The 15,547-nt window shown below is 57.2% G+C and carries 16 protein-coding genes; 8 read left to right on the forward strand and 8 right to left on the reverse strand.

Annotated features, from left to right (window positions below; translation table 11 throughout):
- Positions 1-5: 5 nt before the first annotated feature.
- Positions 6-2,150 carry an ATP-dependent DNA helicase DinG gene (gene dinG / locus QMG90_RS14425; RefSeq protein WP_283280321.1) on the reverse strand — a complete coding sequence of 715 codons (2,145 nt, stop codon included), beginning with the start codon at positions 2,148-2,150 and terminating at the stop codon, positions 6-8.
- Positions 2,151-2,246: 96 nt separating this feature from the next.
- Positions 2,247-3,590 (reverse strand): ATP-dependent RNA helicase RhlE, encoded by a 1,344-nt coding sequence (rhlE, locus tag QMG90_RS14430; RefSeq protein ID WP_283280322.1) that lies wholly within the window; start codon positions 3,588-3,590, stop codon positions 2,247-2,249.
- A gap of 221 nt (positions 3,591-3,811) precedes the next feature.
- Here rhlE and cecR point away from each other — a divergent pair, with 221 nt between their 5' ends.
- From cecR to QMG90_RS14455, 5 genes are all read left to right on the forward strand, one after another.
- On the forward strand, positions 3,812-4,489 hold the full coding sequence (gene cecR, locus QMG90_RS14435) for a transcriptional regulator CecR (protein ID WP_283280323.1): 678 nt from the start codon (positions 3,812-3,814) through the stop codon (positions 4,487-4,489).
- On the forward strand, positions 4,486-5,472 hold the full coding sequence (gene hlyD, locus QMG90_RS14440) for a secretion protein HlyD (protein WP_283280324.1): 987 nt from the start codon (positions 4,486-4,488) through the stop codon (positions 5,470-5,472). Before cecR ends, hlyD begins: the two co-directional genes overlap by 4 nt.
- A 1-nt stretch (position 5,473) precedes the next feature.
- A complete protein-coding gene (locus QMG90_RS14445) occupies positions 5,474-7,216 on the forward strand; it encodes an ATP-binding cassette domain-containing protein (protein WP_283280325.1) in 1,743 nt (580 codons plus the stop codon).
- A gap of 4 nt (positions 7,217-7,220) precedes the next feature.
- On the forward strand, positions 7,221-8,342 hold the full coding sequence (locus QMG90_RS14450) for an ABC transporter permease (protein WP_430381692.1): 1,122 nt from the start codon (positions 7,221-7,223) through the stop codon (positions 8,340-8,342).
- 102 nt (positions 8,343-8,444) lie between these two features.
- On the forward strand, positions 8,445-9,551 hold the full coding sequence (locus QMG90_RS14455; protein WP_283280327.1) for an ABC transporter permease: 1,107 nt from the start codon (positions 8,445-8,447) through the stop codon (positions 9,549-9,551).
- On the opposite strand, the gene QMG90_RS14460 is transcribed toward QMG90_RS14455, so the two are convergent.
- The gene (locus tag QMG90_RS14460; protein ID WP_283280328.1) at positions 9,513-9,929 is read right to left on the reverse strand and encodes a YbhQ family protein; all 417 of its coding nucleotides are present in this window, start codon (positions 9,927-9,929) and stop codon (positions 9,513-9,515) included. The two genes, QMG90_RS14455 and QMG90_RS14460, sit on opposite strands and share 39 nt — an antisense overlap.
- Positions 9,930-10,061: 132 nt before the next feature.
- Between QMG90_RS14460 and QMG90_RS14465 the strand changes: the two genes are divergently transcribed.
- From QMG90_RS14465 to QMG90_RS14475, 3 genes are read left to right on the forward strand one after another with little or no spacing between them, the layout of a single operon-like run.
- Positions 10,062-10,823 (forward strand): endonuclease/exonuclease/phosphatase family protein, encoded by a 762-nt coding sequence (locus tag QMG90_RS14465; protein ID WP_283280329.1) that lies wholly within the window; start codon positions 10,062-10,064, stop codon positions 10,821-10,823.
- Positions 10,820-12,061, forward strand: coding sequence for a cardiolipin synthase ClsB (gene clsB, locus QMG90_RS14470; protein ID WP_283280330.1), 1,242 nt, complete (start codon positions 10,820-10,822; stop codon positions 12,059-12,061). The genes QMG90_RS14465 and clsB overlap by 4 nt, the downstream gene beginning before the upstream one ends.
- Entirely contained in the window at positions 12,061-13,023 is a 963-nt protein-coding gene (locus QMG90_RS14475; RefSeq protein ID WP_283280331.1) for a lysylphosphatidylglycerol synthase domain-containing protein, read from the forward strand. The genes clsB and QMG90_RS14475 overlap by 1 nt, the downstream gene beginning before the upstream one ends.
- Positions 13,024-13,058: 35 nt before the next feature.
- Here the strand turns inward: QMG90_RS14475 and QMG90_RS14480 are convergent, their stop codons facing one another.
- The 5 genes from QMG90_RS14480 to moaB form a co-directional block, all read right to left on the reverse strand.
- Positions 13,059-13,763, reverse strand: coding sequence for a Bax inhibitor-1/YccA family protein (locus QMG90_RS14480; protein WP_054179982.1), 705 nt, complete (start codon positions 13,761-13,763; stop codon positions 13,059-13,061).
- A gap of 80 nt (positions 13,764-13,843) precedes the next feature.
- Positions 13,844-14,296, reverse strand: a complete 453-nt coding sequence (gene moaE, locus QMG90_RS14485; RefSeq protein ID WP_283280332.1) for a molybdopterin synthase catalytic subunit MoaE — start codon at positions 14,294-14,296, stop codon at positions 13,844-13,846.
- A 1-nt stretch (position 14,297) separates the two neighbouring features.
- Positions 14,298-14,543, reverse strand: a complete 246-nt coding sequence (gene moaD, locus QMG90_RS14490) for a molybdopterin synthase sulfur carrier subunit (protein WP_283280333.1) — start codon at positions 14,541-14,543, stop codon at positions 14,298-14,300.
- Positions 14,536-15,021: a cyclic pyranopterin monophosphate synthase MoaC gene (gene moaC, locus QMG90_RS14495; protein ID WP_038159822.1), complete on the reverse strand. Its 486-nt coding sequence runs from the start codon at positions 15,019-15,021 to the stop codon at positions 14,536-14,538. The genes moaD and moaC overlap by 8 nt, the downstream gene beginning before the upstream one ends.
- Before the next feature lie 3 nt (positions 15,022-15,024).
- Positions 15,025-15,537 carry a molybdenum cofactor biosynthesis protein B gene (gene moaB, locus QMG90_RS14500; RefSeq protein ID WP_283283971.1) on the reverse strand — a complete coding sequence of 171 codons (513 nt, stop codon included), beginning with the start codon at positions 15,535-15,537 and terminating at the stop codon, positions 15,025-15,027.
- Positions 15,538-15,547 lie beyond the last annotated feature (10 nt).

Raw genomic sequence — 15,547 nt, forward strand, 5'->3', positions numbered from 1 at the left:
TGACGCTATCGTCGTTTACGACGGCTCTGTTTTGCTTTGCTTTTTACTATAACCTCTGGCACATCAGGTTGCTCGATGGGAAATACCGGCAGCGCATTAAGTAAGCGCTTACCATAACTCTTGCTCAGCAGGCGCTTATCATAGATAACCACTTCGCCCCAACAACTGTGGCTGCGGATTAGGCGCCCGACCTGCTGGATCAGGTTAAACGAGGCGCTCGGCAGGCTCTGCACTTCGAACGGATAACGGTTGAGACTCTTCAGCCATTCGCCTTCGGTGATCACCACCGGGCTGTCGATGGGCGGAAAGGCGATTTTATGAATATGCACCTGGCTTAGCAGTTCGCCTTTCAGATCCAGCCCTTCCGCGAACGACTGCAACCCCACCAGCACACTGCGCTCACCGTTTGCCACACGCTTGCGGTGCAGTTCCACCAGCCGGTAACGTGGCTGATCGCCCTGCACCAGCAGCATCAGGCGCAAATCGGTGACGTACTCAAGAAAACGCTGCATCGCCCGGCCACTGGCAAACAGCACCAGCATGCCGAGATGCTTTTTGCTTTCCAGCGACTGGCGAAAGAACGCGGCCATTTCGGCGATATGCTGCTCTTCGTTTTCCATCAGCGGCTCATAGCGCATCTGTGGAATCACGATTTTGCCCTGCTCAACGTGATTAAAGGGGGAATCGAGCGCCACAAAGCGGTCACCGGCGATTTCTTTCAGGCCGCTCATCTCCTGCAGGCGCGAAAAGCTGTTCAGCGAACGCAGCGTGGCGGAAGTGACAACAATGTGCGGCACGCTGCGCCACAGTAGCTTTTCCAGTTGATCGCTGACGCGAATGCCGACGCAATGGAACATGATGTGCACCTGCCCATCACGGATTTCCCGCGTCGCCCATTTGCTCACCGGCGCGCCGGACGCCTGTACCATCGACGCCAGCCGCCACAGCTTGCTCTGGCTTTCAAACATGCCAAGGGCGCGGTTCATCTGCAACAATACGCGGTGTAAACGCACGATATCGTGGCTGCCGGTTTTTTCGCTGAGATCGTTAAGAAACAGTTCTGACAGCCCGCGCAACTGTTCGGTGAGCTTCGCCAGTCGCTGGCAAATCGCCATAACTTCGTCAGGTAACTCGCCCATCGTGAAGCGATGCTCGGCCTCCTGGGTGGCAGGCATATAGTGATTGAGCAAAGTATTCAGCGACGAAATCAGTTCGTACAGCTCTTCGCAATGCGCATTCAACCGTTCCGGTATCGCCAGCGGCGGTGTGGTCTTCGGGCGAAATTGTTCGAGGCAGGTCGCCACCAGTTTGGTGAACAGATCTAACTGCAGCCGGTACCAGGGTGCGCTAATCTCTGCGCTCATCTCCAGCGCATCACGCGCAACGTCTGGTAAATGATGGCCTTCATCGAGGACCAACAGCAGGTTTTTCGGCTCCGGCAGCACCGCTTCGCTCTCCATCGCCGCCATCACCAGCGCATGGTTGGCGACCACCACTTCGGCTTCCTGGATTTCCCTGCGGGCGACGAAAAACGGGCATTCGCGATAGTAATGGCAGTTCCGGTTCAGGCAGCTGGCTTTGTCAGTGCTCAGCCGCCGCCAGAGATCGTCATCAATGGCGATGTCGGTGTGATCGCGCAGGCCGTCCCATTTGTAGCCATCGAGATCTGCTTTCAGCTTCGCGCAGCGCTTCTGCTCTTCCTGATTATTGGGAGTTAATGCGTCGTCAAGAAAAGCGAGCAGATCCTGTTGTGTTGGTTCGGTACTGGCGAGTGCCGTCAGGTTACGCGGGCAGACGTAACGCCCGCGGCCAAAGGCGGCGGTAAAGCGCAGATCGGGTATGATTTTTTTCAGCAGCGGCAGATCCTTGCTGAAGATCTGATCCTGCAGGGCGACGTTGGCGGTGCTGACCACCAGCGTTTTTTGCTCTTCGCGCGCAATGGCGATGCCAGGAATTAAATAAGAAAGGGTTTTCCCGACGCCGGTGGGAGCCTCAATTGCCAGATGCCGCCCGTCTTCTCCGGCGAGCGTTTTCGCCACATCAGCAATCATCTGCCGCTGTGGGGGGCGCGGGATAAAGTCGGGGATCTGCTCCTGAAGCGCTTTATACCAGGTGGCAATTTGCGCCTTCAGCGCGGCGGTAAGTGACATCGGGACAACCTGAATACTGTATAAACAGCCACTATTGTGGCACTTTCCAGGCCGGTGGGCAAAGTAAAAGCCCGGCTTTTCGGCCGGGCTCGCAAATTACTCTGCAATCTTACGTGGACGGCGACGACGCGGTTTTTCGCCCGTTGGTTTGTCGTCCTGACGGCGAGGCGCTTTTGGCTTCGCGCTACCGCTATCGCTGCGGCGCGGTTGTTGTTGTCCGCGCCCCGAATTCTGCCTCTGGCCCTGACCGCGGTCACCGCGACCCTGACGACCATTCTGGATAGGTTCCGCTTTGATGGACGGATCCGGCTCGAAACCCGGCAGCGCAATGCGTGGGATCTCTTTCTTCAGCAGACGCTCGATGTCACGCAGCAGCTTATGCTCATCAACACAGACCAGCGACAACGCTTCGCCGGTGGCCGCCGCACGGCCGGTACGACCAATGCGATGCACGTAATCTTCCGGGACATTTGGCAGCTCGTAGTTCACCACATGCGGCAGTTCTTCGATGTCGAGACCACGCGCGGCGATGTCTGTCGCCACCAGCACGCGGAGATCGCCGGATTTAAAATCCGCCAGCGCACGGGTACGCGCGCCCTGGCTTTTGTTGCCGTGGATCGCCGCACTGCGGATACCATCTTTATTTAACTGCTCCGCCAGATGGTTAGCGCCGTGTTTGGTACGGGTGAAGACCAGCACCTGTTGCCAGTTGCCCTGACCAATCATCAGCGACAGCAGCTCCCGCTTGCGTTTCTTATCGACAAAATGGACGTGCTGCGTTACCTGCTCAGAGGCGGTATTGCGACGCGCCACTTCGATTTCCAGCGGATTGCGCAGCAGTTTTTCGGCAAGCTGTTTGATGTCATCAGAGAAGGTGGCGGAGAACAACAGGTTCTGGCGCTTCGGCGGCAGTTTCGCCAGCACGCGGCGGATATCGTGAATGAACCCCATATCCAGCATGCGATCAGCTTCGTCGAGGACGAGGATTTCAATACTGTCGAGTTTCAGCGCATTCTGATGCTCGAGATCGAGCAGACGCCCCGGTGTTGCCACCAGCACATCAACGCCGCCGCGCAGTTTCATCATCTGCGGGTTAATGCTGACGCCGCCGAACACCACCAGCGAGCGAATATTGAGATATTTGCTGTACTCACGCACGTTTTCGCCCACCTGCGCCGCCAGCTCGCGGGTCGGGGTCAGGATCAGCGCACGGATCGGGCGACGACCTTTGGCGTGAGGTTCATTGGAAACTAAATGCTGCAACAGCGGTAAGGTAAAACCGGCGGTTTTCCCGGTGCCGGTCTGGGCGCTGGCCATCAGGTCACGGCCTTCCAGCACCGCAGGGATCGCCTGCTTCTGGATAGGGGTAGGCTCGCGGTAACCCTGCTCTGCAACAGCGCGCAGGATCTCCGGATTCAGGCCAAGGGTATCAAACGACATAACAACTCCGCACCGCCCCGACCATTGCAGGTGTAGTTTTCAGGGTGATAGTAAACAAACAGATGACAAAAACCACAATGTCAGAAAGAGGCGGAGTGTAGCAGCTTTTGTGACGTAGCGCATAAAATATCCCTTCATGCCGAAAGCTGCGACGACGAACTGGACAAGGTGAGAAAACAGTCATAATCTTAATCAATCGATTGATTAATTTTTGGTGTGCGATGAATACGACTCCCACCACCAGTAAAGGTGAACAGGCCAAAAGCCAGTTGATTGCCGCCGCCATCGCTCAGTTTGGCGAGTACGGACTGAACGCGACCACCCGCGATATTGCCGCGCAGGCCGGGCACAATATCGCCGCTATCACCTATTATTTTGGCTCGAAAGAAGACCTTTACCTCGCCTGCGCCCAGTGGATCGCCGATTTTATTGGCGGTAATTTCCGTCCGCATGCCGAGGCCGCCGAACAACTGCTGGCGCAGCCCACCCCGGATAAAACCGCCATCCGCGCGCTGATCCTCAGCGCCTGCAGGAATATGATCCTGCTGCTGACACGCGACGAAACGGTGAACCTGAGCAAATTTATTTCCCGTGAGCAGCTATCGCCGACGCAGGCCTATCAGTTAATTCACGATCAGGTGATTTCCCCGCTGCACAGTCATTTCACGCGGCTTATCGCGGCGTATACCGGTTGCGATGCCAGCCACACCGAAACCATTTTGCATACCCACGCGCTACTGGGTGAGGTACTCGCCTTCCGTCTCGGGCGGGAAACCATTCTGCTGCGCACCGGCTGGACGCAGTTTGATGAGCAAAAAACTGAACAGATCTACCAGGTCATCACCAGCCATCTCGATTTTATCCTGCAAGGATTAATGCAAAGGAGTCTGACGTCATGAAGAAGCCTGTGGTCATCGCGCTGGTTGTCGCGGTAGTGGTCGCCGTCATCGGTGCCGGCACCGCGTGGTACCAGAGTCGTCAGGATCAAGCCCTGACCCTCTACGGCAATGTGGATATTCGCACCGTCAATATGAGCTTCCGCGTCGGAGGGCGCCTGCAGGCACTACAGGTTGATGAAGGCGATGCGATAAAAGCCGGGCAGACCCTCGGCGAGCTTGACCGCGCGCCTTATGAAAATGCGCTGATGCAGGCAAAAGCGAACGTCTCCACCGCCCAGGCGCAATATGATCTGATGATGGCGGGCTACCGCGCCGAAGAGATTGCCCAGGCCGCAGCCGCCGTGCGTCAGGCGCAGGCGGCGTATGACTATGCACAGAACTTCTACCAGCGTCAGCAGGGATTGTGGAAAAGCCGCACCATTTCCGCCAACGATCTGGAGAACGCCCGTTCATCGCGCGACCAGGCACAGGCCAGCCTGAAATCCGCGCAGGACAAACTCAGTCAGTACCGGGCTGGTAACCGGCCACAGGAAATCGCCCAGGCGAAAGCGAATCTGGAACAGGCGCAGGCGCAACTGGCGCAATCGCAACTGGATTTACACGATACCACGCTGGTCGCGCCCTCTGACGGCACGCTGCTCACCCGCGCCGTTGAGCCGGGCAGCATGCTGAACGCGGGCAGTACCGTGCTGACACTCTCTCTGACGCGACCGGTGTGGGTGCGGGCGTATGTCGATGAAAAAAATCTCAACCAGGCGCAACCGGGTCGTGAACTGCTGCTCTATACCGATGGCCGCCCGGATAAGCCTTATCACGGCAAAATCGGCTTCGTTTCGCCGACCGCTGAATTTACGCCGAAAACTGTGGAAACGCCGGACCTGCGTACCGACCTGGTGTATCGCCTGCGCATCATCGTGACGGATGCCGACGACGCGCTGCGCCAGGGCATGCCAGTCACCGTCCGTTTCCCTGACGGAGAGTAAAATGACGGAAGCGGTGATTACCCTCAACGGGCTGGTCAAACGCTTCGCGGGCATGGATAAACCCGCCGTGGCGCGACTGGACTGCACCCTTCATGCCGGGTATGTGACCGGGCTGGTCGGCCCCGACGGCGCCGGAAAAACCACCCTGATGCGCATGCTCGCCGGTCTGCTGAAGCCCGACGAAGGCAGCGCGTCGGTGCTGGGGTTCGATCCAGTAAAAGATGACCGCGCGCTGCATGCGGTGCTCGGTTACATGCCGCAGAAGTTTGGTTTGTATGAAGATTTAACGGTGATGGAAAACCTCACGTTGTATGCCGATCTGCGCAGCGTGGTGGGGGAAACCCGGGAGAAAACCTTTGCCCGGCTGCTGGAATTTACCTCGCTGGGGCCGTTTACCGAACGGCTGGCCGGGAAGCTGTCCGGCGGTATGAAACAGAAACTGGGGCTGGCCTGTACGCTGGTCGGCGAACCGAAAGTACTGCTGCTTGACGAGCCTGGCGTCGGGGTTGACCCTATCTCCCGCCGCGAACTGTGGCAGATGGTGCATGAGCTGGCTGGCGACGGTATGTTGATCCTGTGGAGCACCTCCTATCTCGACGAAGCCGAGCAGTGCCGCGACGTACTGCTGATGAATGAAGGTGAAATGCTCTGGCAGGGCGAGCCGACGACGCTGACGCAAACCATGGCCGGACGCAGTTTTCTGATGCACAGCCCACAGCTCAATAACCGGCAGTTACTGCAACGCGCCCTCACCCTGCCGCAGGTCAGCGATGGCGTGATCCAGGGGAAATCGGTACGCCTGATCCTGAAAAAAGAGGCCCACACTGACGATGTCCTTGCTGCGCCCGGTATGCCGTCGGCCATTGAATTTAGTGAAACCGCGCCACGTTTTGAGGATGCGTTTATTGATTTGCTCGGTGGCGCCGCGACGTCGGAATCCCCGCTGGGGGCGATTCTGCACACGGTGGACGGCGAGCCCGGCGAAACCGTGATTGAAGCCAAAGCGCTGACCAAAAAATTCGGTGATTTCGCCGCCACCGACCATGTGGATTTTGCCGTGACCCGCGGCGAAATTTTCGGTCTGCTCGGCCCCAACGGCGCCGGGAAATCCACCACCTTTAAGATGATGTGCGGCCTGCTGGTGCCAACCTCCGGCAAAGCGCTGGTGCTGGATATGGATCTCAAAGTCAGCTCCGGCAAAGCCCGCCAGCACCTTGGCTATATGGCGCAGAAATTCTCGCTCTACGGCAACCTGACCGTTGAACAGAATCTGCGTTTCTTCTCGGGCGTATATGGTCTGCGCGGAAAAGCGCAGGATGAGAAAATCGCCCGCATGAGCGACGCCTTCGGCCTGAAAAACATCGCCAGTCATACTACCGACTCCCTGCCCCTTGGCTTTAAACAACGGCTGGCGCTGGCCTGCTCGCTGATGCATGAACCGGATATTCTTTTCCTTGATGAACCCACTTCCGGCGTCGATCCCCTCACCCGCCGCGAGTTCTGGCTGCACATCAACAGCATGGTGGAGAAAGGCGTGACGGTGATGGTCACCACCCACTTTATGGATGAGGCCGAATACTGCGATCGCATCGGGCTGGTGTATCGCGGCAAGCTTATCGCCAGCGGCACGCCGGACGACTTAAAAGCGCAGGCTGCCGACGACAGCACGCCGGATCCGACCATGGAGCAGGCTTTTATTACGCTGATCCACGACTGGGATAAGGAAAACGCCGATGCCCAATAACAGCATGATCTCCTGGCGGCGCGTGCGCGCTCTGTGCGTCAAAGAGACGCGGCAAATCGTTCGTGACCCGAGTAGCTGGCTGATTGCGGTGGTGATCCCGCTGATGCTGCTGTTCATCTTCGGTTACGGGATTAACCTCGACTCCAGCAAACTGCGGGTCGGGATTTTGCTCGAACAGCAAAGCAAAGAGGCGCTGGATTTTACCCATGCGATGACCGGTTCGCCTTACATTGATGCCACTATCAGTGATAACCGCCAGGCATTGATTCAGAAAATGCAGGCGGGGCAGATCCGCGGTCTGGTAGTGATCCCGGTGGATTTCGCCGCAAAGATGGCGCGGGACAACGACACCGCGCCCATTCAGGTGATCACCGATGGCAGCGAACCGAATACTGCAAACTTTGTGCAGGGTTATGCCGAAGGGATCTGGCAGTTGTGGCAGCATCAGCGCGCGGAAGATCGCGGGGAAAACTTTGAACCGCTGATTGACGTTCAGACGCGCTACTGGTTCAACCCGGCCGCCATCAGCCAGCATTTTATTATTCCTGGCGCAGTGACCATCATCATGACGGTCATCGGCGCCATTCTGACTTCGCTGGTGGTGGCACGCGAGTGGGAGCGCGGCACCATGGAGGCGCTGCTTTCTACCGAAGTAACGCGGGTTGAACTGCTACTGTGTAAGCTCATTCCTTACTATTTCCTCGGCATGCTGGCGATGCTGCTGTGCATGCTGGTGTCGGTATTTATTCTCGGCGTGCCATACCGTGGCTCGCTACTGGTGCTGTTCTTGATCACCAGCCTGTTTTTGCTCAGCACGCTGGGCATGGGATTGCTGATTTCCACTATCACCCGCAACCAGTTTAACGCGGCCCAGGTGGCGCTCAACGCGGCGTTTCTACCATCGATTATGCTGTCCGGTTTTATTTTTCAGATAGACAGCATGCCCGCGGTGATCCGCGCGGTGACCTATATTATTCCGGCGCGCTACTTCGTCAGCACATTGCAAAGCCTGTTCCTGGCGGGAAATATCCCCATTGTGTTGTTGGTTAACGTGCTGTTTTTGATTGCCTCGGCGACGATGTTTATCGGCCTGACGTGGCTGAAAACCAAACGGCGACTGGACTAACCTGGGTGCCCGTATTTTGCCCGGCGGCACTTCGCTTGCCGGGCCTACGGGAAATGTAGGTCGGGTAAGCAAAGCGCCACCCGACACGAGGATGACACCGATATGTTTCATCGTTTATGGACGTTAATTCGTAAAGAGCTGCAATCCCTGCTGCGCGAGCCGCAGACCCGGGCGATCCTGATTTTGCCAGTGCTGATTCAGGTGCTGCTGTTCCCCTTCGCCGCGACGCTGGAAGTGACCAACGCCACCATCGCCATTTACAACGAAGACAGCGGCAAGCATGCCATCGAACTGACCCAGCGCTTCGCCCGTGCGAAAGCTTTTACCCATATTCTGCTGCTGAAAAACCCGCAGGAGATCCAGCCGACTATCGACACCCAGCGCGCACTGCTGCTGGTGCGTTTCCCGGCCGATTTTTCGCGCAATCTCGATACCTTCCAGCCCGCGCCAATGCAGCTTATCCTCGACGGGCGCAACTCCAACAGCGCGCAGATTGCCGCTAATTATCTGCAACAAATCGTGAAGGAGTATCAGCAGGAGCTGATGGAGGGTAAAGCGAAGCCGAATAACAGCGAGCTGGTGGTGCGCAACTGGTATAACCCGAATCTCGATTACAAATGGTTCGTGGTGCCGTCGCTGATTGCTATGATCACCACCATCGGCGTGATGATCGTGACGTCATTGTCGGTGGCGCGCGAACGTGAGCAGGGAACGCTGGATCAGTTGCTGGTGTCGCCGCTCTCCACCTGGCAGATTTTCGTCGGCAAAGCGGTTCCGGCGCTGATTGTCGCGACGTTTCAGGCAAGCATCGTGCTGGCGGTGGGCATCTGGGCCTATCAGATCCCGTTTGCCGGGTCGCTGCTGCTGTTTTACTTCACGATGGTGATTTACGGGCTGTCACTGGTGGGATTTGGTCTGTTGATCTCATCACTTTGCTCGACTCAGCAGCAGGCGTTTATCGGCGTGTTCGTCTTTATGATGCCGGCCATTTTGCTGTCGGGGTATGTGTCGCCGGTGGAGAATATGCCGGTCTGGCTGCAGGATCTGACGTGGATAAACCCGATTCGCCACTTTACGGATATCACCAAGCAGATCTACCTGAAGGATGCGAGTCTGGAAATTGTTTGGGGAAGTTTGTGGCCGCTACTGGTGATAGCGGCCACGACGGGCTCAGTGGCGTACGCGATGTTCCGGCGGAAGATCCTCTAGCGTCGTTGTCTTCTCTTTCGCCAGTAACGACACCACGGCAGGGCCAGCAAGGATAACGGCGCCAGCCATCGCTAACAGCAGGTTGTTGTGCAACACGCGTGACAACAGCCACAGCGCAATCATTGCCGCACCAAAATACCAGGTGGTGGTGAGCTCTTCGAGCACATCACCGACATTACGCCAGCGCTCATCCTGGTGACGCTGCAAAAAGAGCATCATCACCACCGTCACGCCGTACAGCACACACAGGCCTAAACCGACGCGAACCAGCGCGCCGCTGGTCCATCCCATGACCAGTACCGCCACAACCAGCAAATGCAACATTATCTGCCAGCAACTGAGACCAGTTGTGACACGAACGCGTTGTTGCCACTTCATGGCTTCTCTCCTGGGAAATTTTCAACTGATTATTCAGAGTACCGCACTTTACGGAAAATTCCGTTACACCGCATCTTTTTGTGACGACGACTACACTATTTCAATCAGGAAAGTGACGTTGACGGGAGAATCATGACGCAACAAACACCACCATTTTCAATAAAAGTGCTCACGATTAACACACATAAAGGCTTCACGGCGCTGAACCGCCGATTCATTTTGCCTGAGCTGAGAGACGCCGTTCGCACCGTCAGTGCAGATATCGTCTGCCTGCAGGAGGTGCTCGGCGCGCACGAGGTGCACCCGCTGCACGTCGAGAACTGGCCCGACACCAGCCACTACGAATTCCTGGCCGATACCATGTGGAGCGATTTCGCCTACGGTCGCAACGCCGTCTACCCGGAAGGCCATCACGGCAACGCTGTGCTGTCACGCTATCCTATCGCCCGGTATGAAAATCTGGATATCTCTGTTGGCGAAAGCGAAAAGCGGGGCGTTTTGCATTGCCAGATCGCGCCCCCCAACCTTGATCATCCTGTCCATATCTTATGTGTACATCTGGGTCTGAAAGAGATCCACCGCCAGCAGCAGCTTTCGCTGCTCTCGGATTACGTTAACGCACTGCCGGAAGGTCATCCGGTGGTGGTGGCGGGTGATTTCAATGACTGGCGGCAGCGGGCGAATCATCCACTGAAAGTACAGGCGGGGCTGGAGGAGATTTTTACCCGCGCTACCGGGCGCCCGGCGCGCACCTTTCCGGTTCGCTTTCCCCTGCTCCGTCTCGACCGTATTTACGTGAAAAACGCCAGCGCCTCCAGCCCGACGGCGCTGGCGCTCAGCAACTGGCGACATCTGTCCGATCATGCCCCTCTCAGTGCGGAGATCCATCTATGAAATGTAGCTGGCGCGACGGCAACCGTATCGAACTGCTGGAAAATGGCGATAACTACTACCCCGCCCTGTTTAGCGCAATCGACAAGGCGGAAAGCAAGGTCATCCTCGAAACGTTCATCTGGTTTGAAGACGAGGTGGGTAAACAACTGCATAGTGTTCTGTTGCGCGCTGCGCAGCGCGGCATCCAGGTTGAGGTGCTGCTCGATGGCTACGGTTCGCCGGATCTCAGCGATGATTTCGTCGAAACCCTGACGTCCGCAGGCGTCATTTTTCGTTATTATGATCCGCGCCCGCGACTGTTCGGCATGCGCACTAATCTGTTCCGCCGCATGCACCGCAAGATTGTGGTTATCGACACTACGGTCGCGTTTATTGGCGGCATCAACTACTCCGCAGAACACATGACCGACTACGGTCCGGAGGCGAAACAGGATTACGCCGTGCGGGTGGAAGGGCCGGTGGTGCTCGATTTCGTGCGGTTTGAGCTGGAAAACCTGCCGGGCAACGAAACGCTGCGCCGTTGGTGGAAACGACGTACCCGGGCGGAAGAGAACCGCACACCGGGCGAAGCGCAGGCATTGTTCGTCTGGCGCGACAATGGCGAGCATCGTGACGACATCGAACGTCATTACTTGAAAATGCTGGCCAACGCGCGGCGTGAAGTAATTATCGCCAACGCGTATTTCTTCCCCGGTTACCGTCTGCTGCATGCCATGCGTAACGCGGCCCGTCGCGGCGTCAGCGTAAAGCTCATCGTGCAGGGCGAGCCGGATATGCCTATCGTCAAGGTCGGCGCGCGGCTGCTGTATAACTATCTGGTGAAAGGCGGTGTGCAGGTTTATGAGTATCATCGCCGTCCGCTGCACGGCAAGGTCGCGCTGATGGACGATCACTGGGCGACGGTCGGCTCCAGCAACCTTGACCCGCTCAGCCTGTCGCTTAACCTCGAAGCCAATCTGGTCATCCACGATCGCCAGTTTAATCAGACCCTGCGCGATAACTTAATAACCATCCTGCATCAGGACTGCCGACGGGTCGATGAAACGATGCTGCCGAAACGCACCTGGTGGAACCTCGGGAAAAGCGTCCTCGCCTTCCACTTCCTGCGCCACTTCCCGGCCTGGGTCGGCTGGTTACCCGCCCATACGCCGCATCTGGCGCAGGTTGCGCCGCCTGTGCAGCCCGAGATGGAAACCCAGGATCGGGTTGAGGCGGAGAATCAGGAGGTGAAATCCTGATGAGCCATTCACATCCGCGCTGGCGACGGGCGAAAAAAATCCTCACCTGGTTGTTTTTCATCGCAGTGGCGGTGTTACTGGTGGTGTACGCCCAAAAAGTGGACTGGGGGGATGTCTGGAACGTGGTGCGTAATTACAACCGCACAGCGTTTTTCAGCGCCATTGGGCTGGTGATCGTCAGTTATCTGCTATACGGCTGCTACGACCTGCTGGGGCGTGCCTACTGCGGTCACAAGCTGGCGAAACGCCAGGTGATGCTGGTGTCGTTCATTTGTTACGCCTTCAACCTGACGCTCAGCACCTGGGTTGGCGGCATTGGCATGCGTTACCGGCTTTACGCGCGACTCGGCCTGCCGGGCGCGACCATCACCCGCATCTTCTCACTGAGCATTACCACCAACTGGCTCGGCTATATCCTGCTCGGCGGGCTCATTTTCACCTTTGGCGTGGTGCAGCTTCCTGAGCACTGGTATATCGACGAACAGACGCTGCGCCTCCTCGGCATTGCGCTGTTGGCCATCATCGTCATCTATCTTTCTGCCTGCGCCTTCGCCCGTCGCCGCAGTCTGACCATCAAAAAGCAAAAGCTGGTGCTGCCGAAATGGCGCTTTGCACTGTTGCAGATGGCGATTTCCAGCGCGAACTGGATGGTGATGGGAGCGATTATCTGGATCCTGCTGGGCCAGTCTGTCGATTACTTCTTCGTGTTAGGCGTACTGCTGGTCAGCAGTATTGCGGGCGTTATCGTCCATATTCCGGCGGGGATCGGCGTACTGGAAGCGGTATTCATGGCGCTGCTGGCGGGCGAACATACCTCGCAGGGCACCATTATCGCCGCTCTGCTCGCTTATCGCGTGCTGTATTATTTTATTCCGCTGCTGCTGGCGCTGATCTGCTATTTGTGGCTGGAAAGCCGGGCGAAGAAACTGCGGGCGAAAAACGAAAAGGCGCTGGCGAAGTGATTTCCCCCTCCCGTACGGGAGAGGGAAAACAGGGTTTAGCGACGGTTGCCGAAAATACGCAGCAGCATCAGGAACAGGTTGATGAAATCAAGATACAGCGTCAGCGCGCCAAGAATGGCGTATTTGCGCAGGTTGCTGCTGTCGCGGGTATCAATCTGCTCACCGATGTTTTTCAGCTTCTGGGTGTCATACGCCGTCAGGCCGACAAACACGATCACCCCGATGTAGGTTACCGCCCACATCAGCGCTTCACTCTTCAGCCAGAAGTTCACCAGCGACGCCAGAATGATACCAATCAACGCCATAAACAGCATATTGCCGAAACCGCTAAGGTCACGTTTGGTGGTATAGCCGTAGAGGCTCATCACGCCGAACATGCCGCCGGTGACCACAAAAGTGCTGGCGATGGAGGAGTAGGTGTAAACCACGAAAATGCTCGACAGCGTCAGCCCGGTGAGCGCCGAGTAGAGCATAAAGAGCGTGGTCGCCATGCCGGCGCTCAGGCGCTGCACCATGGCAGAAAGCGCAATCACCAGCCCCAGTTGCACGATGATCAGCCCAAAGAAGGTGATTTTGCTCGAGAAGACGAACATCATCACCGCCGGGGTGTTGGCGGCATACCAGGCGATAAACGCCGTCAGCAACAGGCCGCAGGTCATCCAGCCATACACCTGCGCCATGTACGTCTGCAGGCCGGAACGCGCCTGTACGATGGAATCCGAACGTGGGAATCGATCCATGATACTAACCTCAGAAATTGAAAGTGTGTGATGGTAAGACTAACACATCCTGCACAAGCCGCGAGTGTCCCACAACAGACTTACCAGCGCTCCGCGGCCTGTTTGTCGCTGTCGCGCGATTCCACCCAGCGCTCGCCTTCCGGCGTGGCTTCCCGCTTCCAGAACGGCGCGCGGGTTTTCAGGTAATCCATAATGAACTCTCCGGCGGCGAAGGCGCTGCTGCGGTGAGCGCTGGTGACGCCAACAAACACGATTTCTTCACCGGGCCACATTTCACCAATGCGGTGGATCACTGTCACGCGGCCCAGCGGCCAGCGACTGCGCGCTTCATCGACAATCTCAGCAAGGGATTTTTCGGTCATACCGGGATAGTGCTCCAGCGTCAGTGCTTTCACGCTGTCGCCGAGATTGTGATTGCGCACTTTGCCAGTGAACGTCACCACCGCGCCGTCTTCATCTCGTTCCGCCAGCCAGCAGTACTCATCCCCCACGCGAAAGCGCGCAGGCTCGACACGAATACGCGTTTCGCTCATCTCAGCCTCCGGTGACCGGCGGGAAAAACGCCACTTCATCACCGGCAACGACCGGGTGATCAAACCCGACCAGCGTCTGATTCACCGCCGCCAGCAGTTTGCCCTCTTCGAGCGCCAGCGCCCAGCGATCACCGCGCGACGCCAGATGCTGACGTACGGCTTCCACCACCGGGAAGTTGGCATCAATCGACAGGCTGTCAGTGCCTACCAGTTCGCGCACCTGCGCAAAAAATAAGACTTTAATCATCAGTATCTACCCTGAAATCGCCGGATTTGCCGCCGCTTTTCGCCAGCAGGCGAACCGGACCGATCACCATATCTTTTTGCACCGCTTTGCACATGTCATAGATAGTCAGCGCCGCGACAGAGGCCGCCGTTAACGCTTCCATTTCCACACCGGTTTTACCGGTCAGACGGCACAGCGACTCAATGCGTACACGGTTGTGTTCGGGCTGCGCCAGCAAATTCACTTCCACTTTGCTGAGCATCAGCGGGTGACACAGCGGGATGAGATCCCACGTACGCTTCGCCGCCTGAATACCCGCAATACGCGCGGTCGCAAACACGTCGCCCTTGTGGTGGCTGCCGTCGATAATCATCGACAGCGTTTCTGGCAGCATGGTGACAAAGGCTTCCGCGCGCGCTTCACGGACGGTTTCCGCTTTGGCAGAGACATCCACCATATGCGCTTCACCGGCGGCGTTGATATGGGTCAGTTGCGACATAATCTATTTCTTTAAATGAGGATGAAAATTACAAGGACGCGTCCGCGCATCCAGCTGTGGCGCAATAATGTTTTCCCAGGCCGTGCGACAGGCTTTGGTCGAGCCCGGCATCGCAAAGATCAGGGTGTTATTGGCGATACCCGCTACCGCGCGGGATTGCAGCGTGGCAGTGCCTATCTCTTCAAACGACAACATGCGGAATACTTCACCGAAACCTTCGATTTCACGGTCAAACAGCGGCAGCAATGCTTCCGGCGCCTGATCGCCTACTGTCAGCCCGGTACCGCCAGTGATCAACACCACCTGCACGTCATCGCTGGCGATCCAGTTCGACACCTGCGCGCGAATGGCATAGCGGTTTTCTTTCACGATCGCCTTATCAACGATCTTGTGCCCGGCCTCGTGCGCTTCGTCGCGCAGGTAATGACCGGAAGTGTCATCTTCTTCGCCACGACGATTAGATATCGTAAGAATGGCAATACGCGTCGGAATAAATTCTGCGCTTACCTGGCTCATCATAGTCTCC

The organism is Trabulsiella odontotermitis, from assembly GCF_030053895.1.
Classification (GTDB): domain Bacteria; phylum Pseudomonadota; class Gammaproteobacteria; order Enterobacterales; family Enterobacteriaceae; genus Trabulsiella; species Trabulsiella odontotermitis_C.